Below are 24,804 nucleotides of genomic sequence, written 5' to 3'. Positions count from 1 at the left end.
GGACCGGCCACAGTTCCAGGACTGCGCCGGCGCCGGCGGCCGTCCCGGCCGTGGTACACGATGATGGCCGTCCACCGGACGGCCAGGACCCAGTCGACACAGCGCGGTGCGGTACACCCCATGGTCCGCCCGCGCAGAACCATCGAGGAGCACCGTGAACACCGATTCCCCCTCCACCCGTTCCCGCCGCCACGGCCTGGCCCGCGCCGCCGTCGCCGTCGTCGCGACCGGCGGCCTGCTGCTGCCCGCTGCCGGCGCCGTCGCCGCGCAGCCCGCGGCCCCACCTGCGAACGCCGCCTCGTCCCGGCAGCAGGGCGCCTTCATCCCGCTGCCCGGTGCGTCCGGTGCGGAAGGGATCGCCGCAGGCAAGGGCTCGACGTTCTACGCGGGCGACCTCGGCGACGGCGACATCTACCGCGGCGACGTCCGGAAGGGGACGGCGGACCTCTTCATCGACGCCCCCGAGGGCAGGGTCGCCGTGGGGCTGAAAGCCGACGTGCGGAACGACCTGCTCTTCGTCTCGGGTGGGCCGACCGGCCAGGCCTACGTGTACGACACCCGCACCGGAGCGCCCGTCGCGGACGTCCAGCTGGCCACGGGCGACGCCTTCATTAACGACGTCACCCTCACGAAGGACGGCGCCTGGTTCACGAACTCACGCAGCGCCGAACTCTACTTCCTCCCCGTCGGACCGAAGGGCGCCCTGGGCGAGGTCGAGACCATCACGCTCACGGGACCCGCCGCGCTCGTAACGCCCGGCTTCAACCTGAACGGCATCACGTCGTTCGACGGCGGTGACACCCTGATCGTGGCGCACTCCGCCAACCAGGCCCTCTACACCGTGGATCCCGCGACGGGCGCGAGCGCTGCCATCACGACGGTCCCCCTGCCGGCCGTGGACGGCATCCTCGCCCAGGGCGACACCGTCTACGCCGTGCAGAACCGGCTCAACCAGGTCAGCCGGATCAGCCTGTCGGAGGACCGCTCAAGCGGCGAGGTGGAGGATGTCATCACGAGTCCGCTCTTCGACGTGCCGACCACCGTGGCACTGTTCGGCAACACGCTGGCCCTCGCCAACGCGAAGTTCGGCGCCGTGGATCCCGACGGGTACGAGGTCGTGACGACCTCCGCGCGCTGATCCGACCCTCGACGCAGAAGGCCCGCCGGGTGACCGGCGGGCCTTCTGCAGATGTTCCTGTGGTCGGGGTGACAGGATTTGAACCTGCGACCTCGTCGTCCCGAACGACGCGCGCTACCAAGCTGCGCCACACCCCGGTGCCACCGGCGGGAGGGAGGACCTCCGGAACGGCAACTGTCCAAGAATAGCCGAGGATCAGCGGCGAGGAAAACCGGGCCCGAAGGCGCCTGCCCGCTCAGACCAGCGAGTCCTTCCACGCGGCGTGCAGGGTGGCGAAGCGCCCCGTGCCGCCGATGAGGTCCGCCGGCGTGCCGTCCTCGACGACCCGCCCGTCGTGCACCACGAGGACGCGGTCGGCGATCGCGACGGTGGAGAGGCGGTGCGCGATGATCAGTGCGGTCCGGTTGCCGAGGAGTTTCTGCAGTCCCTCCTGCACCAGGCGTTCGCTCGGGATGTCGAGTGAGGACGTCGCCTCGTCGAGGATGAGGACCGCCGGGTCGGCGAGGAAGGCGCGGGCGAAGCTGATCAGCTGCCGCTGCCCGGCGGAGACGCGGCCGCCGCGCTTGTTCACATCGGTGTCGAAGCCCTCGGGCAGCTCGAGGATGAACTGTTCGGCTCCGACGGCGCGGGCAGCCGCGATGATCTCCTCGCGCCCGGCCTCGGGCTTGCCGACGGCGATGTTGTCGGCCACCGTACCGCTGAAGAGGAAGGCCTCCTGCGTGACCATGACGACCGCGCGCCGGAGGTCCGCCGGCGCCAGCTCCCGGAGGTCGACGCCGTCGAGGGTCAGCCGGCCCGCCGAGACGTCGTAGAAGCGCGCGATCAGCTTGGCGAGGGTGGATTTCCCGGCACCCGTCTGGCCGACGAGTGCGACCGTCTGCCCGGCCCTGATGGAGAGGTCCAGCGTGGGCAGCACCACAGGGCCGTTGCCGTAGCGGAACTGGACGCCGTGGAAGTCGATGTCCCCCCGCGGGTCCGGCAGCGACACCGGGTTCTTCGGCGGACGGACGGTCGGCACTTCCTCGAGCAGCCCGGACACCTTCTCGAGGGCCGCGGCGGCGGACTGGAACGAGTTGTAGAACATGGCCATCTGGTCCACGGGCTGGAAGAACCGCTTGCTGTAGAGGAGGAGGGCCAGGAGCGCGCCGACCTCGAGCGAGCCGCCGAGCACGCGGAACCCACCGGACACCAGGACGACGGCGACCGTCACGTTGCCGATCAGCACGAGGCCGGGCTGGAAGACGCCGTTGAGGTTGATGGAACGCACGGTGACGGTGCGGTAGTCCTCCGCGAGGTCGTCGTAGCGCTCGGCGTTGACCGTCTCGCGGCGGAAGGCCTTCACGGCGCGGATGCCGGTCATGGTCTCGATGAAGTGCACGATCAGCTTCGCCGACACCACCCGGGACTCCCGGTACGCGATCTGGGAGTGCTTCTGGTACCAGCGGGCCAGGAAGAACATCGGGACCGCGGCCGCGAGGATCAGGAACCCGGTGCGCCAGTCGAGGGCGAAGATGGTGGCTGCGGTGAACAGCATGAAGATGGCACCCGAGGCCAGGGAGCTGATCCCCGAGTCGAGCAGTTCCCGCAGCGCCTCGAGGTCGGAGGTCTGGCGGGAGATGATGCGGCCCGACGTGTACTTCTCGTGGAACTCCAGGCTCAGTCGCTGCGTGTGCCGGAAGACCCGCACCCGGAGATCCAGGAGCATCGACTGGCTGAGCTGCGCGGTGGCCCGGACGTACCCGGCCGTCAGGACGGCGGCGAGGACGGCGGCCAGGAGGTAGGTGCCACCCGCCACCCAGAGCATGAGCGGATCGCCGTCGATCAGGGCCGGCAGGGCCCGGTCGATGCCGAACGCGATGATCGCCGGGCCGGCCACGCGCGCGGCCTGCGAGACGACGACGAGCAGGACGGTCCAGACGAACTGCCGCCGGTTCGGCCGGATGAGCGAGCCGAGCAGGCGGAAGGAGCGGGAGCGCACCGCCTTGCTCTGCGCGCGGTCGAGGAGGACGTCGTCCTCGTTGAGGACGCCGGCGGACGTGGAGCCCGGCTCCGCCGATGTCTCCTGTGCCTTCGGTGTCCGCCGGGGCCCGCGGTCCTTCGGAGCGCCGCCGGGCGTCGTCGTGGTGCGGCTCATGCCAGCGCCTCCTCGTCGTCGGGCACGGTCTGTCCGGTGACCGCGGTGCGTCCGAGCTGCGCGATCTCCTCGTCGTCCAGGCTGGCGATCACGTAGCGGTAGTGGTCGCTGCGCGCGAGCAGTTCCGAGTGTGTCCCGACGTCAGCGATCCGCCCGTCCCGCATGAGCGCGACGCGATCGGCGAGTGCCACCGTGGAGGGCCGGTGCGCGACGATGAGCGTGGTCGTGGAGCGGAGCATCGCGCGGAGGCCCTCCTCCACGCGTTCCTCCGTGGCGACGTCGAGGGCCGACAGCGGATCGTCGAGCACCAGGACCGTCGGCCGGGCCGCGATGGCCCGGGCGAGGGCGATGCGCTGGCGCTGGCCGCCGGAGAGGCTCAGCCCCTCCTCGCCGATGAGCGTGTCGACCCCGTCCGGCAGGTCGTGGGCGAACTGCGCCTGGGCCACATCGAGGGCTTCCGCGAGGATGCGGTCCGCCTCTGCGCCGGTCGCGTCCGAGCCCATGAGGACGTTGTCCCGCACCGAGGTGGAGAACAGGGTGGTGTCCTCGAAGGCGACGGCGACCAGGGTGCGCAGCTCCGTGAGGGTGAGGCTCCGCAGGTCGACGCCGTCGATGGTGATGGATCCGCCGGTCACGTCGTAGAGGCGGGGGACGAGCTGCAGCAGCGTGCTCTTGCCGCACCCGGTCACGCCGACCAGCGCCATGGTCTCGCCCGCGCGCAGGCGCAGGTCGATGCCGTCGAGTACGTCCCCGGCATCGTCCTGCGCGTCGGGGTAGCGGAAGTGCACGGCCTCGAAGACGATCTCCCCCTCCGGGGTGTCGAGGTGGACCGGCTGCTCAGGGTCGGCGATGGTGTTCTCCGACTCCATGACCTCGTAGTGGCGGTCGATCGCGGTCTTGGCCGTGAAGGTCATGGCGAGCAGGGGGCCGATGAACTCCACCGGACCGGCGACGGCCGCAGCCGTGGCGAAGAAGGCCACGAGGGCACCGATGGTCACCTCGCCGTTGGCTGCCAGGGTCACCCCGGCGACGAGCGAGGCCCCGAGCGCGAGTTCCGGTAGAAGGGTGACGATCATGGAGAAGGTGGCGAGCGAGCGGGCCTTGTGGATCTCGGTCCGCCGGAGTTCCTCGGCCTGCTCCTCGAAGTCCTCGAGGGCTTCACGGCTCCTGCCGAACGCCTTGAGGACCCGGATGCCGTGGACGGACTCCTCGACGGTCGTGGCGAGGTCGCCGGCCTGGTCCTGGCTCTTCCGTGACACGCGGCTGTAGGAGGCGCGGAAGCGGTAGCCGTAAATCATGAGGGGGATCGCCGCGGCGACGAAGATCAGGGCGAGGACCCAACTGGTGAAGAACATGATCACCACGCCCATCACCACCGTCAGCGACGTCACGACGAGCATGATCAGCCCGAACGCCATCCAGCGGCGCATGAGGTTGAGATCGCTCATCGCGCGGGAGAGGAGCTGGCCGCTGCCCCAGCGGTCGTGGAATTCGATCGTCAGGTTCTGGAGATGCCGGTAGAAGGACGTGCGCATGTTTGTCTCCACCGTCGTCGCCGGGGTGATGACGAACTGGCGGCGCAGGGCCACGAACGTGGCCTCGAGGACACCGAGGAGCAGGACGACGCCGGAGGCCACCCAGACGGTGCGCGCCGAGCCACCCTCGGCGAGGGCGTCATTGATGAGGACGCGCAGCACCTGGGGGATGGCCAGCGCCATCATGCTCGCACCGAGGGCGCAGAGCAGGCCGAGGACGAGGCGGGGGATGATGGGTCTCACGTGCGGGTACAGCCGTCCGAGCGATTCCCACAGGGTGTTCTGGTTCTTCATGGCCATCTCTTCGGTGATCGATGGTTGTTGGTGTCCCTCAGCAACAATCCTAGGGCAAGCCCGCTGTGACGCCGATCAGGTTCGTGAAGCGCGAAGAACCGGGAAATACCCGCTAGCGGGAACTCCTCGGGGTAAGGGTCAGCAGGACCGCCTCGGGGCGGCAGGCGAAGCGGATCGGAGCGAAGCGCGACGTGCCGATGCCTGCCGAGACATTCAGCGGCACCGTGCGGCCCTCGTGGTCCCACTCCGTGAGGCCCCGGGCCCGCCACGTCGGCAGGTCGCAGTTGCTGACGAGTGCACCGTAGCCGGGCACGCGGACCTGCCCGCCGTGGGTGTGGCCGGCGAGCATGAGGTCCGCGCCACCCGCCGTGAAGTAGTCGAGTACCCGCTGGTACGGCGCGTGCGCCACGGCGACGCGGATGTGCGGGGCCTCGGCGGACGTGCTGCTGCCCGACGGGTAGGGCACGTAGCGGTCACGGTCGAGGTGCGGGTCGTCGACGCCGGTGAAGTCGATGCGCATGTTGCCGAAGCCGATGGACTGCGACCTGTTGGTGAGGTCCACCCAGCCCGCCGCCCCGAACGCACTGAACATGTCGGCCCACGGCAGGTCCTGCGGCGCGGACTCCTTCGGGGCGATCGAGGGACCCGCGAAGTACCGTAGTGGATTCTTGACCACCGGCGCGTAGTAGTCGTTGGACCCGGGGACGAAGACGCCCGGTACACCCAGCAGCGGCTCGAGGGCCTCCAGCAGGGGCCCGACGGCTTTCCGGTGGCTCAGGTTGTCACCGGTGTTGACCACGAGGTCGGGGTTGAGGCGTGCCAGGCCGTGCAGCCAGTCCGCCTTGGATTTCTGTCCCGGCACCATGTGGATGTCCGAGAGGTGCAGGACCCGCAGGGGGGCTGCACCCGGAGGCAGGATCGGCACCGTCTCCTCCCGGACCCCGTACAGGGTCCGTTCGACCGCCGAGGCGTAGGCGAGGGTTGCGGCCGCGGCGGTCAGGGTGAGGCCCGCCGCCCAGCCGAGCGGTGCCCCGCTCCGGGATGTCTGAGTCGATGTCACGCTAGCCGTTTCCTCCGTTACCGGCACCGTTACCGTTGCCGTTGTTGCCGCCGTTGTCGGCCGCTCCTCCAGTGGTACCACCGGTGGTACCACCGGTGCCAGTTCCGCCGGTGTTGGTGCCGGGGGCCCCGGGTCCTCCCGGGCGGACCGGGGAGGTGGGCGTGGTGCCCCGCTGGGGACCGTTGATCATCGACGACGGCGGCGCGGTGAACGGCTTCCCGACGTAGAGTCCGGGGATCTGCTGCATGAAACGCGCCCAGGACGGGGCGGCGATCAGGGACCCGTCGATCTCGGGGTACACCTGGCCGCCGATCTGCAGGCCGCCGAGCGAGGCTTCCTCACCCTCGCCCTGCCAGTTACCGACCCAGGTCGCGGTGACCATGTCCGAGTTGTAGCCCATGAACCACGTCTGCGAACGGGCGTCGTTGGTGCCCGTCTTGCCGGCCATCGGGATGCCGCCGTACTGGAGCGTTGACCCGGAGCCGATCCGCATGACTTCCTGCGTCGCGTAATTGACGCCCCGGGCGACGTCGGCTTCGATCTTCCGCTCGCACGTCACGGGCGGCACTGGATAGCTGGTGCCGTCCACGGCGGTGACCTCCGTCAGCGCCCGCGCTGTACAGACCGTTCCCTCGTTGGCGAATCCGCTGAAAGCCGTGGCCATCGACATCGGGGCGGCCGAGACGGCGCCACCGATCAGCGCCGGCGGGTTGATGCCGGGAGGAGTCGGCGCGCCTTCGCTGCTGTTCGCGTTGTGCACCCCGAGATCGAAGGCGATGTCCCTGATGCGGCACAGGTCCAGCTGCCTGGCGGTCTCCATGGTGATCGTGTTGAGGGACTGGGCGAGCCCGTACAGCACGGTGTACGTGCCGTAGTTCTCGTCGCCGTAGTTCTGCGGCTCGTAGCCCTCGCCGTCGGGCGTGTTGATGACGTAGTTCCCGCCCGGCTCGCAGCTCGCGCGCCAGCGGTCACCCTCGGGGTAGACGCGCTTGCGTCCGTCGATCTGCTGGTTCAGGCTCTTGCCCGCCTCCACCCAGGCCGCCACGGTGAAGGGCTTATAGGTCGAGCCGGGCTGGAACCCGCCGCCGCCGCCGAGGCTCTTCGAGGGGTCTCCGCCGTCGAACTGGTCGACGTTGAAGTTCAGGACCGTGTTGCCCTGGGCCAGCTCGGGGTTGTACCGGGTGTTCTGCGCCATGGACAGGATGTTGCCCGTCTTCGGATCGAGGCTGAGCATCGTGTGGCCGACCTTGCCGTCGGTCGTGTCGGGGTTCGCGGTCTCGTTGACAGCGGTCTGTGCCGCGCCCTGCACGCGCGAATCCAGCGTCGTCTTGATGGTGAGGCCCGATCGGTACAGGACCTTCCGGCGATCCTCCGTCGTCTCGCCGTAGGCGGGATCGTTCAGGATCAGGTGGGTGACGTAGTCGCAGAAGTACGGTGCCTGCGCGGCACCGACGCACCCGCTGAGGGTCGGGGTGATGGCCAGTCCGAGGTCCGTGGCGATGGCCGCGTCGTGCTCCTCCTGCGTGATCTTCCCGCGCGTCAGCATGGCGCCGATCACGATGTTGCGGCGCTGCAGCGCGCCCTCCGGATTGAGCTCCGGGCTGTAGATCGTGGGGCCGTTGACCACACCGGCCAGCAGCGCGCTCTGCTGGATGTTGAGATCCTTCGCATCCACGTTGAAGAAGTACTTCGACGCGGCCTGCACTCCGTAGCTCGTGCCGTTGAACTGGACGATGTTGAGGTACCCCTCGAGGATCTCGTCCTTGGAGAGCTCCTTCTCGACGGCGATGGCGAGCTTCATCTCGCGCAGCTTGTCACCGACGGACTTGCTGCCGTTGAAGACGGCCGTGCCGTCGTTCTGGCGTGCCGTGTCGTTCAGCACGTTGGTGACGAACTGCTGCGTCAGGGTCGAGGCACCGCGCGTCGTGTCACTGGTGAGGTTGCTGGCGATCGCACCGAGGATGCCCTCCATGTCCACGCCGCCGTGGTCGTAGAACCGGTAGTCCTCGATCGCGATCAGCGCATCCTTCATGGACGGCGAGATCTGGTCGAGGGTGACGGGCTGCCGATTCTCCTCGTACAGCGTGGCGATGAGGGACCCGTCGGAGGCCACGATGGTCGTCGGCTGGGCGAGGGCCTCCCGCTCGAGCTCCGCGGGCAGCTCCTCGAAGAACTGGATCGAGGCGGAGGCTCCTGTACCGGCGGCGGCGGCCACGGGGACGAGGAGACCTGCGGCGAGCACGCCGGCCAGCCCGCTGATTCCGAGGAAGGCGACGATCTTGCCGAGAGTGGTAGCCGTGTCGAAGAGGGGTGATTTGCGCGCAGCCATTATTCCAGTTTACAAGCACCCGCTACGCTTTCCCCATGAAGAAATGGGAGTACTCCACGATTCCGCTCATCATCCACGCGACGAAGCAGATCCTCGATCAGTGGGGCGATGATGGCTGGGAGCTCGTGCAGGTGGTTCCCGGGCCGGACGGCAAGGGTCTGGTCGCCTACCTGAAGCGGGAGAAGAACTAGCAGTGGCAGCTCCCGAACCCGTGATTTCCGCGGTCGAGGCGCGTCTCGCGGAGCGCGGCATCACGCTTCCCGGCGTCGTCCCGCCGCTGGCCGCGTACGTTCCCGCCGTCGTGAGCGGCAACCACGTCTACACCTCCGGGCAGCTGCCCATGATTGACGGCAAACTCCCAGCTTCGGGGAAGGTCGGGGCGGCCGATGGCGGGGTCGATGCCGAGACCGCGACAGCCCTCGCGGCGACCTGCGCCGTGAACGCCCTCGCTGCGATCAAGAGCCAGATCGGGGACCTCGACCGCATCACGCGGATCGTGAAGGTGGTGGGCTTCGTGGCCTCCGATCCCTCCTTCACCGGACAGCCCGGTGTCGTCAACGGCGCGTCGGAGCTCCTCGGTTCCGTCCTCGGCGATGCGGGCGTGCACGCACGCTCGGCCGTCGGAGTGTCCGTCCTCCCCCTCGACTCGCCCGTCGAGGTCGAGGTCATCGCGGAGTTCATCTAGGCCGTGGACCGTCTCAGCACCAGGCTCTTCCCTGTTCACCCGGACCAGCGCACCGCGGCACTGAGCTGGATCGAGCACGGCCAGCGCACGCCGCTCAAGGCCCGGCCGGCGTCGTCCGTGGTCCTGCTGCGTGACAGCGCGATCGGCACCGAGACCTACCTGTCCTACCGGCGCGGCCAGTCACCGCTCGGGGTGATCGGGTTCCCCGGCGGGAGCATCGAGGAGTCCGACGACGACGACCTGCCCTGGTACGGCCCGACACCGGCCATGTGGGCGAAGACCCTCGGGCTCGACGACCACCGGGCAGCGCGACGGCACGTCCTCTGCGCGATCCGGGAGCTCTTCGAGGAGACGGGTGTCCTGCTGGCGGGACCCGATGCCTCCTCGCTCGTCGAGGGCACACAGGCCAAGGAGTGGATGAAGGCGCGCGAGGCCATCAACGAGGGCGAGTGCCGCTTCGCGGACATCCTCAGCCGCCGCGGGCTCGGTGTCCGCACCGACCTCATCAAGCCGCTCTCGCACTGGCTCACACCCGACTTCGCGCACCGGCGGTTCGACACCCACTACTTCGCGGCGGCGCAGCCCGTGAACCAGGAGCCGAGCATCCTCGACAGCAAGGGTGTGTGGGGGCAGTGGCGGTGGGCGGCGCAGGAGATCGCCGACCGCGACACCACCCGGCTCGGCGACGAGGTCGGACAGCCGAACACCGTGGGGCACGTCCTCAGCGAGCTGGCGGTCCCGGCGGTCGAGATCATCCTCGAGAAGATCGGGTCAAGCCGGGGCTGCATCGCCTACCTGTCCCACAAGCGACCGGTCAAGGTGTACTACCCGGAGCTCGCAGAGCAGGACGGCGACCTGATGCTCAAGGTCGAGTGCCCGAAACTCACCGAGGGCGGTTCGGTGCAGCGCGGCCGCTGATCCATCCGCACCCGACGGAGGCACCCGCCATCACATGACGAAGGCACCCGCCGTCCGGCGGGTGCCTTCGTCCTTCCCGGGCGGCACCCGGGGCCGCACGGATCAGCGGCTGCGCTGCCGCAGGCGCTGGATGTCGAGGATGACGACGGCGCGGGCCTCGAGGCGCAGCCAGCCGCGCTGCACGAACTCGGCGAGCGCCTTGTTCACCGTCTCGCGGGACGCTCCCACGAGCTGCGCCAGTTCCTCCTGCGTCAGTTCGTGCGCCACGAGGACGCCGTCCGTCGCGGGACGGCCGAAGCGGTCCGCGAGATCGAGCAGGGCCTTCGCCACGCGACCCGGGACATCGGAGAACACGAGGTCCGCGAGGGATTCGTTCGTGCGACGCAGGCGGCGCGCGAGCGCCTGGAGGAGCTGCGCCGAGACCTCGGGGCGCGTCTCCAGCAGCGTGCGCAGGTTCTCGTTCTTGAGCCCGGCGAGGCGTGTCTCCGACACGGCGGTCGCCGTCGCGGTCCGCGGGCTCGGGTCGAACAGCGCCATCTCGCCGAACAGCTCACCCGGACCGAGGATCGCGAGGAGATTCTCGCGGCCGTCCTGGGCCGTGCGGCCGAGCTTGATCTTGCCGGAGACGATGAAGTACAGCTGATCGCCCTGGTCGCCCTCGCGGAAGACCGAGGAACCACGCGGGAGGTCCACCTCGATGAGCTCGTCCGTCAGGGCGGCGAAGACATCGTCTCCCAGTGAGGCGAAGAGGGGCGCCCGGCGCAGTACTTCGATGTCCATGAATTCTCCTGATGCGTCTGTGGTGCGTCGTTCCGCGGCGGTACCCGCTGCCTTCTCCTGACCATCTTGCCGTACGGGAGCAGATGTGACGACTGATACACGCCCCGGGCAGCGCAATCCGCGTCGTCAGGGCGCAGGCGCCCCGGTTCTCCCACGCTCCTCCCATGCTTCGCCGCTAGAATCGCTCGCAGTGCCGGGAGGCCGCCCATGCTCCCGCCGTCCATAGCCAGGGGAGAATGTTCGTGCCGGAAGTCAATCTCGCGGGATTCACCCTCCTCGACCTCGTCCTGGTCGTGGTGCTGCTGGGCTACCTCGTCACGGGTATCCGCAACGGCTTCCTCGTGACGCTCGGCGGGATCGTCGGATTCGTGGCGGGCGCCGTCGCGGCGTTCTTCGCGATCCCCCTCGTGAGTGCCTGGGTTCCGGACAACCCCTGGCGGCTCATCGCCGTCATCGCGACCGTGATCGTCCTCATCATCATCGGCCAGGCCGTCGGCTCGGCGCTCGGCGCCTCGATCCGCAAGTGGTCGGACGTCCCGCCGCTGCGCGTCGTGGACCGCATCCTCGGCGGTGTGGTGAACGTCGTCGTCGCGGCGCTGGTCCTGTCGATGCTCGCCTTCGGCGTAGGGACCCTCGGCGTACCGTTCCTGTCCCAGCAGCTGGCGTCCTCCCAGGTCATCCGGGCGATCGACAGCGCGACACCCGGTCCCGTCCGCACCTGGACGGCGCAGCTCCGCACCATCGCGGTCGACGACGGCATCCCCACCCTCCTCGAGGGCGTCGGCCCGGCCACGCCGGCGGCCGTGCCCGACGCCTCGGTGGACACCCCCCAACTGGCGGCTGCTGCCGCGTCGGTCGTACGGATCACGGGCACCGCGTTCCAGTGCGGCCAGAACCAGACCGGGTCCGGCTTCGTCGTCGCGCCCGATCGCGTGATCACCAATGCGCACGTCGTCGCCGGTGTCGATCAACCGGTGGTGGAGGTACCCGGTGGCGGGGCCCTGCCCGGCAGGGTGGTCCAGCTGGACACGGCCCGGGACATCGCCGTGATCGCCGTGGACGGGCTGCAGGCCGCACCGCTCCCACTCGGCGACGAAGTGGCCGACGGGACGACCGTGGCCTTCGCCGGCTACCCGGCGGGCGGTCCGTACCGGATCCAGCCGGCCAGCGTGCAGAGCCTCTCGCCGGTGCTCGTGAACAACATCTACGGCGCCGATCCCCAGCCGCTGCAGGTCTACAGCCTCGCCGCGAACGTGCAGCAGGGGAATTCGGGTGGCCCGCTGCTGGACATGGACGGCCGGGTCGCAGGGGTGGTCTTCGCGAAGTCGACGGCGGATGCGCCGGTGGGCTACGCGCTGTCCCTCGACGAGCTCCGCCCGATCGCCGAGGGTGCGCCTGGTCTTCAGGACGCCGTCTCCGCCGGTCAGTGCACGCGCGGCTAGGCGCCTACGGGAGCCACTCGATCGACTGGCCGTGGGGCCCGGTGCGTGCCACCGTCCGCCCGTTGTGCTGCAGCACGAACCGCCCGTCCAGTTCCCCCGGCGCGCGCCCCATCGCCCCGTCCACCCCTGCCAGCGTCCCGTAACCCTCGTGCGAGAGCCAGTGCACCGGGCGGTCGCGGGCCTCGGCGAGCCGCAGCATGGTCCCGCGGAACCGGGTCCTGCCCTCCGCGTCGACATAGGCGAGCACGGCGCTGTGGAACACGACGACGACGGCCTCCGGGGGTGCCCGGTCCACGAGCGGCTCGATCTCCTCGGTGAGGTCCCCCCGGACGAGCAGGGGCGGCTCCGACCGGACCACGCCGAGGGCGGCGCGGAGCCGATCGAGCCGGAAGATGTGCTCGGGCCAGACGAGCGCCTCCAGCCAGCGGGCGTCGTCGCCGTCGTGGGCGTCCAGCGGGTTGAGGTCGATACCCGCCCGCCACACCACAGGGGGCAGGCGCTGCGGGAACGGGACCGGACCCGCCGTGGAGCAGTCGAGGGCGGGGACGGAGGACCCGCCCACCGGATCGAGGGCCGGTCCGGGGGAATAGCGGTAGGCGTAGCGGTCCGGGTAGAGGCAGGCACCCGCTGACGCGCCGACCTCGATCAGGGCCAGGGGCCTGCCCTCCACGGCACTGATCGCGGCGAGGGAGGGCAGCAGGACGGCGCACCTCCCCGCCTCGTTGGTCTGCGTGGTGCGCGTCAGCATCACCTGCCGGATCATGGGCCACCGGGCGACGACGAAGGACCGGAAGGTGGCGAAGCCGTCCAGGGGGACCCCGACGAAGCGCGCTGCGCCGAGGAACAGGACAGGCTGGCGGCGGGCCGGAGGGAGCGTGTCGAGCAGCGCGAGCAGTTCCGCGTCATCGCTGATGCCGATGCACCAGTCGTCGTACAGCGGTGAGTAGCCGCGTGCCTCGAGTTCCGCGAAGCGCCGGTAGCGGGCGGACGTCGTCGTTCCTGTCTCCATGGCGTTCCCTTCGGTTTCAGCCACGTTTCGGGGCCGTGACAGGCGCCTGCGCGGCGGCCCGTGATGCCAAATCGTAACCACCGACGCCCGGGAAATACCGTTCGTGGACCTCCCGGAAGTTAGGCTCGTCACACGGATCAGCGCGTTCGCCGCTGTGGTCCCCATGGATACCGGTAGATCCGGTAGGAATCACTCGTTCACCAGGGAGCAACACATGTCCAACCGAGGCACATCCGTGCGCGGCACCGGTTTCGCAAGAAAACGCGCCGTGCTCACTGCAGGATTCTCCGTCGCAGCACTCCTCCTCACCGGCTGCGTGCAGAGCGAGCGCGAGGAGAACACCGGCGCCGAGGGCGAGTCCGCCATCGACTCCACCTTCGTCTTCGCCGCATCGTCCGATCCGAAGTCCCTCGATCCGGCTTTCGCGAGCGACGGCGAGTCCTTCCGCGTCAGCCGCCAGATCTTCGAGGGCCTCGTGGGCGTCGAACCAGGCACCGCCGATCCCGCGCCGCTGCTCGCCGAGTCCTGGGAGACCGCCGAGGACGGACTGTCCACCGTCTTCCAGCTCAAGGAGGGCGTGACCTTCCACGACGGAACGCCGTTCGACGCCGAAGCCGTCTGCTTCAACTTCGACCGCTGGTACAACTGGACCGGCATCCAGCAGGCCGAGACCACCTCCTACTACTACGGATCGCTGTTCCGCGGCTTCGCCGACAGCCCCGAGAACGCGGTCTACGAATCCTGCGAGGCCAATGGCGACAACGAGGTCACCATCAACCTGGCCAAGCCGTTCGCCGGATTCATCGCCGCGCTGTCCCTCCCCGCGTTCGCCATGCAGAGCCCGACGGCGCTCGAGGAGTTCGCGGCCGACGAGATCGGCGGCACGGCCGAGGCCCCGTCGCTGAGCGAGTACGCCCTGGGCCACCCGGTGGGTACGGGTCCCTTCAAGTTCGACTCGTGGGATGTCGGGCAGCAGCTCGAGATCTCGATCTACGACGGCTACTGGGGTGACAAGGGCCAGATCACCAACACGATCTTCCGGATCATCGACGACCCGCAGGCACGCCGCCAGGCGCTCGAGGCCGGGGACATCGACGGCTACGACCTTGTGGCGCCCGCGGACACGCAGTCGCTGAAGGACGCCGGCTACAACATCACGCCGCGCGATCCCTTCACCATCCTCTACCTGGGCATGAACCAGGCGATCCCCGAGCTCGCCGACCCGCAGGTCCGCGAGGCCATCGCGCACGCCATCGACAAGGAGGCGCTGGTCGCCCAGACGCTGCCCGAGGGTACCGAGGTGGCGACGCAGTTCATCCCGGAGGTCGTCGACGGCTACAACCCGGACGTCACCACCTACGAGTACGACCCCGAGCGCGCGAAGGAGCTGCTGGCCGAGGCGGGCTACCCCGACGGCTTCGAGGTCACCTTCAACTACCCGACGAACGTGTCCCGTCCGTACATGCCCACCCCCGAGCAGGTCTTCACCAACCTGCAGGCCCAGCTCAGCGAGGTCGGCATCACGGTCAAGCCCGCTCCCGCCGCCTGGTCGCCCGACTACCTGAACCAGGTCCAGGGCACCCCGGACCACGGCCTGCACCTGCTCGGCTGGACCGGCGACTACAACGACACCGACAACTTCATCGGCGTCTTCTTCGGGCAGGAGAAGCTGGAGTTCGGCTTCGACAACCCCGAGCTGTTCGCGGCCCTCGACGAGGCCCGCGGTGTCAGCGACCGCGAGCAGCAGACGGAGCTCTACAAGGACATCAACGAGCAGATCGCCGAGTACAACCCGGCCATCCCGCTCGCGCACCCCGCTCCGTCGCTGGCCTTCGCTCCCCGCGTCACCTCCTACCCGGCGAGCCCCGTCAATGACGAGGTCTTCACCGAGATCGAGCTGAGCGAGTAGCAGCAGTACCCGTGTGGAGCCGGTCCCTGGTCGGGGCCGGCTCCATCGCGCTGTAGGCCCCCTGTCCGGCTCGCGCCGGTCGACCCGGAAGGATCCCTCGAGTGTTACGCGTCATCGGTAAACGGATAGCCCTGCTCATCCCCACCCTGTTCGGACTGTCCATCCTGCTGTTCCTGTGGGTGCGCAGCCTCCCCGGTGGTCCCGCCACCGCCCTGCTGGGCGAGAAGGCGACCCCCGAGGCGATCGCCCGGGTCAACGAGCTCTACGGCTTCGACCGGCCGCTGCTCACGCAGTACCTGACCTACGTCGGACGCCTGCTGCAGGGCGATTTCGGCGTCTCCATCAACACCGGCCGTCCGGTACTCGAGGAATTCGCCACGCGTTTCCCCGCCACGCTCGAACTGACCGTCGTCGCCCTGATCTTCGCGATCGGCGTCGGAGTGCCCCTCGGCTACTTCGCCGCGCGGTACTACGGCCGGTTCCTCGACCACAGTTCGGTGGTGCTCAGCCTGATCGGCATCACGGTGCCGGTCTTCTTCCTCGCCTTCATCCTGAAGTACATCTTCGCCATCCAGTGGGGCATCCTGCCCCCGGACGGCCGGCAGGACGCACGCATCGATGCGACCCACTACACGCAGTTCTACGTCCTGGACGGCATCCTGACCGGGGAGTACGACGCCGCGTGGGACGCCTTCCTGCACCTGATCCTGCCGGGGCTGGCCCTCGGTACCATCCCGCTCGCCATCATCGTCCGCATCACGCGGGCCTCGGTGCTCGAGGTGCAGAACGCCGACTACGTCCGCACCGCCCGCGCCAAGGGCCTCATGGAGCGCACCATCCGCGGCAGCTTCATCTTGCGGAACGCCATGCTGCCCGTGGTCACGACCATCGGCCTCCAGCTGGGCCTGCTCATCTCGGGGGCGGTCCTCACCGAGACGGTCTTCGCCTTCAACGGCATCGGGCGGTTCCTGCGGGACGCGATCTTCGGCCTGGACTACCCGGTGCTGCAGGGCTTCATCATCTTCATCGCGATCCTCTACGCCCTGATCAACCTGATCGTCGACCTGTCCTACTCCGTCATCGACCCGAGGGTGCGTGTGCAATGAGTACCATCCTGCCTCCCGCCGCCGGCGGTTCAGCAGCCCCGAACGACCCCGCCATCGACACCGGCCGGGGAACCGGCCTGTGGAAGGACGCCTTCCTCCGCCTGCGCCGCAATCCGCAGGCGATCGTGGGCGCCGTCATCATCGGTCTGTTCCTGCTCGTGGCCATCCTCGCGCCGCTCCTCGCCCCCTACGGCGGCGACGAACTGCCGGGCCGCACGTCCATCACCCCGACCACCATCCCCGGGCCGGGCGAGATCGACGGCTTCCCGCTCGGCCTCGACCGCTTCGGCGGTGACGTGCTGAGCAAGCTCATCTGGGGTGCGCAGGCCTCGCTGCTCATCGGCGTCGTCTCCACGGCGCTGGGGCTCGCGGGCGGCATGCTGCTCGGCGTCCTGGCGGGCGGCCTCGGCGGCTGGGTGGACAACGTGATCATGCGCTTCGTCGACATCCTGCTATCCGTGCCGAACCTGCTCCTCGCCGTCAGCATCGCCGCGGTGCTGGGCCAGAGCTCGTACGCGATCATGATCGCCATCGGTGTCTCGCAGATCCCGATCTTCGCGCGGCTCCTGCGCTCCTCGATGCTGTCGCAGCGCGGCGCGGACTACATCCTCGCGGCGCAGACCCTGGGGCTCAGCCGGCGCACCATCACGATGAGCCACCTCCTGCCGAACAGCATGGGCCCGGTCATCGTGCAGGCGACGCTGACGCTCGCGACAGCCGTCATCGACGCGGCCGCACTGTCCTTCCTCGGTCTCGGCGGTGGGCTGCCGCAGGCCGCCGAGTGGGGGCGCATGCTCACCTACGCGCAGGCCGAACTCGCCGTGGCACCGCAGCTCGCCTTCCTGCCCGGCGCCTGCATCGCGATCACGGCGCTCGGCTTCACGCTGCTGGGCGAGTCGCTCCGGGAGGCGCTGGACCCGAAGACGCGGCGCAAGTAGCCGCCGCGTCCCACCCGTGCACGACGACGGCCACCACCTACCCCGGTGGTGGCCGTCGTCGCATCCGCATGCGGGCCAGGCCGACGCAGAGGCGGAGGCAGGTGCGGGGGCCGGGCCGTCCTACCGGGCGTGCTTCTCCAGCCGGTGCGGGTCGATCAGCAGGCCCTCGTCCCAGTGCCCCGTCTCGGCTGCGGCCCGGTAGGTCGCGCGCAGGAACATGAGCAGCGTGGCATCCGGATCGGTGGACGTCCGGACCGCCTCGTAGGGCAGGAGGAACTGGCGGAACTCCTCGCTGTAGAACGTCCCCTCGACGCCGGGCGAGGCGTCCCGGTAGCCCTCCGGCTCCGGGTACGCGTAGGAGTAGAAGGCGCCCTCCTCGCCGCCACCGGCCCAGAAGCCGCAGCTCGAGAGTTCGTGCGAGTACCCCTCCTCCATCACCCAGTCCGCGCAGTTCGGGGCACCGCCGGGATGCGTGGGTGCCGGGCGGCCGGAGAAGCGCGTGCAGGCCAGGTCCATGGCGCCCCAGAAGTAGTGCACGGGGCTGACCTTCCCGAGGAATTCGGCCCGGAAGCGGGTGATGACGCGCTCGGCCTGGATCAACTGCTGCCAGTAGGCGGTGACGGCGGCGGCGTCGTAGGAGGCATTCGTGTGGTCCTCGGGGAAGGGGACCGTGGATTCCACCTCGGTGGGGACGGGCCGGATGGGTGCCTCGACCCCCAGGTCCGCCAGCGCCGTCATGACCCGCTCGTGGAACCGGGCGACCGACTGCGGCTCGAGGGGCACCCTGCGTTCCTCGCCGAGGCTGGTGCGGATCAGTAGGCGGTGGGCGACGACGTCGAACTCGAGGTCGAAGACGCCGGTGCCGTAGGGGATGGAGGAGGTGCCGAGGCCCCGCGGGGTCACGTAGAACGGCACCTGCCACCAGTGGTTCACCAGCGGCGCGTGCGCCATGCGGATCTTGCCGACCACCTGCATCCACATGTGGAGCGTCGCCTGCGTGTCCTTCCAGTCGGCCACGCGCAGCGCGGGCCACCCTTCGGACCATCGCTGTGCGGGGATCACGGTGCGTGTGGTCCCCTCCCTGCCGTCGCGCTCTCCCATGCCGCCCCGTCCGTTGAAGTGATCGTCGTCGTGCAGCCAATCTATTCACTGGCGGCCGTCCGGTACAGGCTCGGGACCACGGGGGCGCGGAACCATCCGGACACCTCCGGCCGGTGCGCGCGGTGATGGCGCGTCCTCCGGTCCCCTGCGTGTCGCGGCGGTCGGTACCGCGCGGAAGGGCGCGCACTGCTTGCTAGGGTGGCAGCGACGGATCCCGGCCGAGGCGGGCCACGTACGCGGTACGCGGTCCTCTCCGGGGATACCCCGGGGCACGCAGACCGACCAGCACAGAGCGCCTCGGGCACCTGACTGCGCTCCGCGCAGCTCAGCGCCCGAACAGGACGACAGGTCGGCCGGGGTCCGTCACGCCGCGCGATCACCGCGGGCGGGTCAGGGGGAGGCCATGGAGCAGGACGACCGATCGCACGACCACGTCCTGCCCGAGGACCACGTCCTGCCCGACCTGGCGCAGGCCGCGGGACGGTCACCCACCCGGCCGGCGGCCGGGTCCCTGGTGCTCGCCCGCACTCCCGCGCCGGGCGTCGCCGCCCTCGCCCGGCTGCTGGCCCACGCCTTCCTCGACGCGCCCGACTGGCGGCGCGAGGACCTCGTCGATGCGGGAGCATACGTTCTCGGGGCACGACGGCGGTGGCTCGGACCGCTCGTGCGGTCGGTCCTGAAGGGTTATCCCCGGAGACCGGCGGGCGCCCCGCGGGAGCTGTCCCGCTGGATCGCCGCGCAACCGGCACTGACCGACGCGGTCGGGAAGGCCGGCGCGAACAGCAGACCCATCGCGCCGTCGCACGTCCTCCCCGCGGCCGCAGCCGCCGACGCGACCACCGCCATCCCGACCGCCCCCACCCCGACGGCCACGACGGTTGTGGCGGCCCCCACGGCCCCGACAGCCGGGGGACCCGGGGCGCACGAGTCCCGGGAGTCCTGCGACCTCACCTGGCTGGCGCGTGAGTTGCGGCTGACGCCCGGCGACCTCGACTGGTTCGCCGACACCCGGCAGTGGAACCGCCGCGCGGTCCCGGTCCTGCAGCACTACCGGTATTCCTGGCGGCAGCGACCGGGCCGGGTACCGCGCCTCCTCGAGGTGCCCGGACCCCGCCTGCGCATCATCCAACGCCGCCTGCTCGACCGCATCCTCGCTCCGCTTCCACTGCATCCGGCGGCGCACGGCTTCGTCCGCGGGCGCAGTGCGCTCACGGGCGCTGCGCTCCACACCGGGGCCGACGTCGTCATCTCCCTCGATCTCACCGCCTTCTTCGCGCACGTCGTACCCGGGCGGATCTTCGGGGCCCTGCGACAGGCGGGCTATCCCGAGGCGACCGCCCATGTGCTGACGGGACTCACTACGCATTCCGTACCCGACGCCGTCTTCCGGTCCATGCCGGACGGCGGCGGGCCGGACGAGCGCTTCGCCCTGCGCCGGGCACTGCGGACAGCGCACCTGCCGCAGGGCGCCCCGTCATCGCCCGCCCTCGCGAACCTCGCGGTGCGGCGCCTCGATGCTCGGCTCACCGGCTACGCCGTAGCAGCGGGCGGGGTCTATACGCGGTATGCCGACGACCTCGCGTTCAGCGGCTCCGCGGACCTCGCGCGTCGGGCGGATGCCTTCGTCCGGGGAGTGGGACGCATCGTCACCGCCGAGGGCCTCGCGGTCAACGCCCGGAAGACGCGGGTGCGCGGCAGCAGCGTCCGCCAGTCGGTGACGGGGATCGTGGTCAATGCGCACCCCAATGTCGCACGGACGGAGTACGACACCCTGAAGGCGATCCTGCACAACTGCGCGCTCCACGGTCCGGAGTCCCAGCGCCGCGGCCGGGCCGAGTTCAGCGACCACCTCGCGGGGCGCATCGCGTGGGTGTCCGCCCTCAACGCGTCACGCGGCGACAAGCTGCGCGACGCGTTCGAGCGGATCAGCTGGTGAGCCGGACTAGGACGCGAGGTCCTCGTCGATGTTGAGCTCGTTGCCGGGGATCGACGCCAGGAGCTTCCGTGTATAGGGGTGGCGGGGGTTCTGGAAGACCTCCTCGGAGCTCGCCGCCTCGACGAGCTCGCCGTCCTTCATGACACAGACGTAGTCGGAGATGAGGCGTACCACCGCGAGGTCGTGCGAGATGAAGAGGTAGCTCAGGCCGAGCTCCGACTGCAGGTCGCCGAGGAGCTTGAGGATCTGGGCCTGCACCAGGACGTCGAGGGCTGACACCGGCTCGTCGCACACGATCAGCTCGGGCTGCAGGGCCAGGGCACGGGCGATCGCGACGCGCTGGCGCTGCCCGCCCGAGAGTTCCGCCGGGTAGCGCCGCAGGGCGTTCTGGGGGAGCGAGACCTGGTCCATCAGCTCGCGGACGCGTGCTGCGCGTTCCTTCCTGGATCCGCGCTTGTAGGCATTCAGCGGCTCCTCGACGATCCGCTCGATGGTGAACATCGGGTTCAGCGAGGAGTACGGGTCCTGGAAGATGGGCTGCACGCGCTGGCGGAAGTCGTTCAGCTGCGCCTTGTCGAGGGTCGCGACATCCATGCCGTCGAACGTCATGGTGCCCGACGTCGGTTCGATCAGCTTGAGCAGCATGCGCGCCGTCGTCGTCTTGCCCGAGCCTGACTCGCCGACGATCGCCACGGTCTGTCCGCGGGGGACGTCCAGGGTGACGTTCTTCGCCGCATAGAAGTCGTCCTTGCTGCCGCGCCGCTTGTAGATCTTCGTGAGGTCGCGGATCTCCACGATGTTCGCGGGAGGGGTGTGCGCCGAGCCGTCCGCGACCGGTGCCGCGGCGGTCGGGCGATCGGCCGACGACGTCGCCGCATGGGCGCCCGTGCTGCCGGCCTCGGCGGCGGGGGCGGACGACGCCTGTTCGCCGCTGGAAGCTGCACCCGGTCCGGCATCGTGCCCTGTCCCGTGCCCCGTCCCGTGCGCTGTCCCGTGCCCGGTTTCGTGTTCCGCCTCGTGCTCCGCGAAGACCGCCTCGGCGAGCTTGAGGCGTGATGCGGCATCGGCCGTGAAGGCTCCCGGCCGCAGGCGGACCGCGGCGACGCTGGGCGCCGCGCGCACCAGGGACTGCGTGTAGGGGTGCTGGGGATCGTTGAGCAGCTGGTCGGCGGGACCTGTCTCGACGACGCGGCCGCGATGCATGACCACGAGTTGCGACGCACGCTCGGCGGCGAGGCCGAGGTCGTGGGTGATCAGGAGCACGGACGTGCCCAGCTGCTCCGTCATCGTCTCGATCTGGTCGAGGATGGTGCGCTGCACCGTGACATCGAGCGCCGAGGTCGGCTCGTCCGCGATGAGCAGGCGCGGCTGGCAGGCGAGGCCGATGGCGATCAGCGCGCGCTGGCGCATGCCGCCGGAGAACTCGTGCGGGTACTGCTTGGCGCGCTCGCCGGCGTCGGGCAGGCCGGCCGCGGAGAGGACGTCGATGACGCGTTGCTTGACGTTCTTCTTCGTCGCCATGCCGTGCACCAGGAGCGTCTCGGCGACCTGCGTGCCGATCTTCGTCACCGGGTTCAGATTGGACATCGGGTCCTGCGGCACGAGGCCGATCGCGCGTCCGCGGATGGAGCGCATCTTCGCCTCGGGCAGCTGCACGAGGTCCTGTCCCTCGAACATGATGCTGCCGGAGGTGACACGGCCGTTGCCGGGCAGCAGGCCGATGCAGGCCATCGCCGTCGTCGACTTGCCGGAGCCGGACTCACCGACGATGGCCAGCGCACTGCCGCGCTTCAGGCTGAAACTGGCGTTCTCGACCGCCTGGACCTCGCCGTGCGTGGTCCGGAAACTGACTGCGAGGTCCCGAACCTCCAGCAGGGGTGCGTCGAGATCCTCGGGCCGGTCGGTCGCGGCGGGGGTGATGTCCGTCATAGCACCATCGTGCCCTATCGACGGGCGTGTTCCCGTCCGGTCGGGGCCGCTCGCCACAACTTTTCGGGAACGATGGACGGACCGGTGCGGTGCGCCTGCTACGCCTCGGCCGCCCGGTGCCCGGTCAGGCGGCGGGCGAGGTGATCGACGGCGAGCCGGTACCCGTCGATGCCCGCCCCCACGATCACGGCGTCGGCCACGCCGGAGATGTACGAGTGGTGCCGGAAGTCCTCGCGCCGGTGCACGTTGCTGATGTGCACCTCGACGACCGGCAGCCCGACGGCGGAGAGCGCGTCCCGCAGCGCGATCGAGGTGTGGGTGAACGCACCGGCATTGATGACGATGCCGTCCGCGGTGCCTCGCGCCGCGTGGATCGCGTCGATGAGTTCGCCCTCGTGGTTGGACTGCATCGCCGTCGTCGTGCAGCCCGCTGCCTGCGCGGCCTCCTCGGCCAGGCGCACGACGTCGTCGAGCGTGGCCGTGCCGTACACGGACGGCTCCCGGGTGCCGAGCAGGTTCAGGTTGGGGCCGTTGATCACGAGGATGCCGGGCGTGTGGTGCGTCATGCCTCCACTATGCCGCATGGCTCCCGGCCGGCACCGGATCGGCGAGCCGCGCGCGCAGGCGGACGGCACCGATCGCACCGGCCACCGTCACCAGGCTCATGGCGGCGAGGACGACGCCGGGGTGCCACCAGGCGCCGTCGGTCGCGATGCCGAAGCGCTGCGTGATCGAGGGTGCGAATCCGGCGACGATCGCGGCGATGCTGTAGGCGAAGGACAGCGCGGTGAACGCCGTCGCCGGCTTGAAGATGTCCGCCATGAGTCCACCGAGGGCGGCCCAGCTCGCCGTCGGCAGGATGCCGCCGAGGATGATGGCGGCGATGTACATCGGTTCGGTGGCGATGCTGATGACCCAGTACAGCGGGAAGGCGATCAACGCCGTTCCGAGGGCCCCGCCGGCGACGACCTTCGCGGACCCGATGCGCATGGCGAGGTAGCCGAACGCCGGGATGGTGCCGAGCTGGAGGATGGACCCGACGAGGGCGGCGTTGAGCACCGTGGCCCGGGAGAGGCCGAGCGTCTCGGTGCCGTAGGCCTGGGTGTAGGTGACCATGAGGAAGTAGGAGCCGATCCCGAGCACCGCGGAGGCGATCGCGACGACGATCGCGACCGGCTGGGACTTCAGGACCTCGAGGAAGGGGATGCGGGGCAGCCGGTGTCCCTCGCTCGCCTGCTTGAAGACCGGGGTCTCGTCGATGGCGAGGCGCAGGTAGATCGCGACGGCGAGGAACGGGAAGGCGAGGAGGAACGGGATGCGCCAGCCCCAGGTGGTCATGACCTCGGGTGCGACGACGGCGAGGACCAGGAAGATGACCGAGATCAGCATGGTGCCGACCGGCGACCCGAGCTGCGGGATCGACGCGTAGAGCGCCCGCTTCCGGGGTTCGGCGTGCTCGGTCGCGATGAGGATGGAGCCGCCCCACTCGCCGCCCAGGGAGAGTCCCTGCAGGAAGCGGAGCGCGGTCAGGATGATGGGCGCCCAGATCCCGATGGCGTTGTAGTCGGGCAGCAGACCCACGGTCCCCGTGGCGAGACCCATCAGCGTGATGGTCCAGATCAGGGTCCGCTTGCGGCCGATCCGGTCACCGAGGTGGCCGAAGAGGATGGCTCCGAGGGGGCGGGCGACGAACCCCATCGCGAAGACCAGGAACGCCGAGAGGGTGCCGGTCAGCGGATCCTGCTCGGTGAAGAAGACGACATTGAACACGAGTGCGGCTGCGGTGCCGAACACGTAGAAGTCGTAGGACTCGAGTGCTGTTCCGACGAACGAGGCGCCGGCGACGCGGCGGGCCATGCGCGGATTCGATGCGGGAGGCTGCTGAAGGGTAGTGGACACGCTGAAATTGTCCTCTCGGCAGTGCCGTGGGGCCACGTTTCAGGACGAACATCACACTGCCGCGGCCCATGGAGCCTACGCGGGCAGGGACCGTCGAACCTGCGCCCCGATGATCGCCCGCCCCGCCGCCACGAGCGCCCCGGTCACGGCGGCGGGGTCCTCCATGAATCCGTGAACCATGGCGCCGTCCCGCAGCATGATGAGTTGGTCCGCGACGAGGTCCGGCTCGTCCGCACCGAGGTCGCGCAGGAGGCCTGCGACGACGCCGTGCAGCCAGGAGCGGTACCGGGCGACGGCGGCCCGCACCGGGTTGCCGGCCGCGGGGTACTCGGCTGCGGCGTTGATGAAGGTGCAGCCCCGGAAGCCCGGACGGCAGGCAGCGCTGCCGTTGGCTTCGGCGACGTGCAGCAGGACCGTGCAGGCGTCGAGCCCGGCCGCACGCTCCTTCGCCACGGCCTGCTGCAGCAGGCCGAGCTGCTGATCGAGGTAGGCGACCACGAGGTGGTCCTTGGAGGGGAAGTGGCGGTAGAAGGTCACCTTGGTGGTACCGGCGTCGGCGATGACGCGATCGGCGCTGACCGAGCGGATGCTCGTGGCGTCGAACAGTGCGGTGGCCGAGGCGAGGATGCGCTCGCGGACGGGCGGCTGGGCGGTCATCGTGC

At 69.8% G+C, this 24,804-nt stretch carries 20 protein-coding genes and 1 tRNA gene; 9 read left to right on the top strand and 12 right to left on the bottom strand.

The window, feature by feature from the left end:
- Window positions 1–154 precede the first annotated feature (154 nt).
- Window positions 155–1,138 (top strand): hypothetical protein, encoded by a 984-nt coding sequence (locus ACTIMO_RS00300; protein ID WP_448181100.1) that lies wholly within the window; start codon window positions 155–157, stop codon window positions 1,136–1,138.
- 60 nt (window positions 1,139–1,198) lie between these two features.
- On the opposite strand, the gene ACTIMO_RS00295 is transcribed toward ACTIMO_RS00300, so the two are convergent.
- From ACTIMO_RS00295 to ACTIMO_RS00275, 5 genes are all read right to left on the bottom strand, one after another.
- Window positions 1,199–1,275, bottom strand: a tRNA-Pro gene (locus ACTIMO_RS00295).
- Window positions 1,276–1,373: 98 nt separating this feature from the next.
- On the bottom strand, window positions 1,374–3,272 hold the full coding sequence (locus ACTIMO_RS00290; protein ID WP_448181099.1) for an ABC transporter ATP-binding protein: 1,899 nt from the start codon (window positions 3,270–3,272) through the stop codon (window positions 1,374–1,376).
- Complete coding sequence (locus ACTIMO_RS00285) at window positions 3,269–5,101, bottom strand: ABC transporter ATP-binding protein (protein WP_448181098.1); 1,833 nt, start codon at window positions 5,099–5,101, stop codon at window positions 3,269–3,271. Before ACTIMO_RS00285 ends, ACTIMO_RS00290 begins: the two co-directional genes overlap by 4 nt.
- Window positions 5,102–5,213: 112 nt before the next feature.
- Window positions 5,214–6,161 (bottom strand): metallophosphoesterase, encoded by a 948-nt coding sequence (locus tag ACTIMO_RS00280; RefSeq protein ID WP_157365736.1) that lies wholly within the window; start codon window positions 6,159–6,161, stop codon window positions 5,214–5,216.
- A gap of 1 nt (window position 6,162) precedes the next feature.
- A complete protein-coding gene (locus ACTIMO_RS00275) occupies window positions 6,163–8,490 on the bottom strand; it encodes a transglycosylase domain-containing protein (RefSeq protein WP_448181097.1) in 2,328 nt (775 codons plus the stop codon).
- 35 nt (window positions 8,491–8,525) lie between these two features.
- On the opposite strand from ACTIMO_RS00275, the gene ACTIMO_RS00270 reads away from it, so the two are divergent.
- The 3 genes from ACTIMO_RS00270 to ACTIMO_RS00260 are packed head-to-tail and all read left to right on the top strand — an operon-like array spanning window position 8,526 to window position 10,093.
- Complete coding sequence (locus tag ACTIMO_RS00270) at window positions 8,526–8,681, top strand: DUF4177 domain-containing protein (protein WP_152812776.1); 156 nt, start codon at window positions 8,526–8,528, stop codon at window positions 8,679–8,681.
- 2 nt (window positions 8,682–8,683) lie between these two features.
- A complete protein-coding gene (locus tag ACTIMO_RS00265; RefSeq protein WP_055767425.1) occupies window positions 8,684–9,175 on the top strand; it encodes a RidA family protein in 492 nt (163 codons plus the stop codon).
- A 3-nt stretch (window positions 9,176–9,178) separates the two neighbouring features.
- Window positions 9,179–10,093 carry an NUDIX hydrolase gene (locus ACTIMO_RS00260; RefSeq protein ID WP_055767428.1) on the top strand — a complete coding sequence of 305 codons (915 nt, stop codon included), beginning with the start codon at window positions 9,179–9,181 and terminating at the stop codon, window positions 10,091–10,093.
- 102 nt (window positions 10,094–10,195) lie between these two features.
- On the opposite strand, the gene ACTIMO_RS00255 is transcribed toward ACTIMO_RS00260, so the two are convergent.
- On the bottom strand, window positions 10,196–10,873 hold the full coding sequence (locus tag ACTIMO_RS00255) for a Crp/Fnr family transcriptional regulator (protein ID WP_055767432.1): 678 nt from the start codon (window positions 10,871–10,873) through the stop codon (window positions 10,196–10,198).
- A 236-nt stretch (window positions 10,874–11,109) separates the two neighbouring features.
- Here ACTIMO_RS00255 and ACTIMO_RS00250 point away from each other — a divergent pair, with 236 nt between their 5' ends.
- Window positions 11,110–12,315 (top strand): MarP family serine protease, encoded by a 1,206-nt coding sequence (locus ACTIMO_RS00250; protein WP_055767435.1) that lies wholly within the window; start codon window positions 11,110–11,112, stop codon window positions 12,313–12,315.
- 4 nt (window positions 12,316–12,319) lie between these two features.
- Here ACTIMO_RS00250 and ACTIMO_RS00245 read toward each other — a convergent pair whose 3' ends face one another.
- On the bottom strand, window positions 12,320–13,324 hold the full coding sequence (locus tag ACTIMO_RS00245; protein ID WP_448181096.1) for a DUF2332 domain-containing protein: 1,005 nt from the start codon (window positions 13,322–13,324) through the stop codon (window positions 12,320–12,322).
- Between the two features lie 214 nt (window positions 13,325–13,538).
- Here ACTIMO_RS00245 and ACTIMO_RS00240 point away from each other — a divergent pair, with 214 nt between their 5' ends.
- The 3 genes from ACTIMO_RS00240 (at window position 13,539) to ACTIMO_RS00230 (ending at window position 17,277) form a co-directional block, all read left to right on the top strand.
- On the top strand, window positions 13,539–15,233 hold the full coding sequence (locus ACTIMO_RS00240; protein ID WP_448181095.1) for an ABC transporter substrate-binding protein: 1,695 nt from the start codon (window positions 13,539–13,541) through the stop codon (window positions 15,231–15,233).
- Window positions 15,234–15,334: 101 nt separating this feature from the next.
- Complete coding sequence (locus ACTIMO_RS00235) at window positions 15,335–16,339, top strand: ABC transporter permease (RefSeq protein ID WP_055767444.1); 1,005 nt, start codon at window positions 15,335–15,337, stop codon at window positions 16,337–16,339.
- Complete coding sequence (locus ACTIMO_RS00230; RefSeq protein ID WP_055767447.1) at window positions 16,336–17,277, top strand: ABC transporter permease; 942 nt, start codon at window positions 16,336–16,338, stop codon at window positions 17,275–17,277. The genes ACTIMO_RS00235 and ACTIMO_RS00230 overlap by 4 nt, the downstream gene beginning before the upstream one ends.
- Before the next feature lie 120 nt (window positions 17,278–17,397).
- Here ACTIMO_RS00230 and ACTIMO_RS00225 read toward each other — a convergent pair whose 3' ends face one another.
- Window positions 17,398–18,378: a DUF5996 family protein gene (locus ACTIMO_RS00225; protein WP_448181094.1), complete on the bottom strand. Its 981-nt coding sequence runs from the start codon at window positions 18,376–18,378 to the stop codon at window positions 17,398–17,400.
- Window positions 18,379–18,781: 403 nt separating this feature from the next.
- On the opposite strand from ACTIMO_RS00225, the gene ACTIMO_RS00220 reads away from it, so the two are divergent.
- Complete coding sequence (locus tag ACTIMO_RS00220) at window positions 18,782–20,314, top strand: reverse transcriptase family protein (RefSeq protein ID WP_448181093.1); 1,533 nt, start codon at window positions 18,782–18,784, stop codon at window positions 20,312–20,314.
- Window positions 20,315–20,320: 6 nt separating this feature from the next.
- On the opposite strand, the gene ACTIMO_RS00215 is transcribed toward ACTIMO_RS00220, so the two are convergent.
- The 4 genes from ACTIMO_RS00215 to ACTIMO_RS00200 form a co-directional block, all read right to left on the bottom strand.
- Window positions 20,321–22,243: a dipeptide ABC transporter ATP-binding protein gene (locus ACTIMO_RS00215; protein ID WP_448181092.1), complete on the bottom strand. Its 1,923-nt coding sequence runs from the start codon at window positions 22,241–22,243 to the stop codon at window positions 20,321–20,323.
- A gap of 98 nt (window positions 22,244–22,341) precedes the next feature.
- Entirely contained in the window at window positions 22,342–22,809 is a 468-nt protein-coding gene (gene aroQ, locus ACTIMO_RS00210; protein ID WP_448181091.1) for a type II 3-dehydroquinate dehydratase, read from the bottom strand.
- A gap of 7 nt (window positions 22,810–22,816) precedes the next feature.
- Window positions 22,817–24,142, bottom strand: coding sequence for an MFS transporter (locus ACTIMO_RS00205; protein WP_448181090.1), 1,326 nt, complete (start codon window positions 24,140–24,142; stop codon window positions 22,817–22,819).
- 75 nt (window positions 24,143–24,217) lie between these two features.
- On the bottom strand, window positions 24,218–24,799 hold the full coding sequence (locus ACTIMO_RS00200; protein ID WP_055767457.1) for a TetR/AcrR family transcriptional regulator: 582 nt from the start codon (window positions 24,797–24,799) through the stop codon (window positions 24,218–24,220).
- Window positions 24,800–24,804 lie beyond the last annotated feature (5 nt).

Source organism: Arthrobacter sp. CP30, assembly GCF_053470025.1.
Note: the sequence above shows the minus strand (reverse complement) of the source record. Positions and strands in the feature narration are given on the sequence as shown.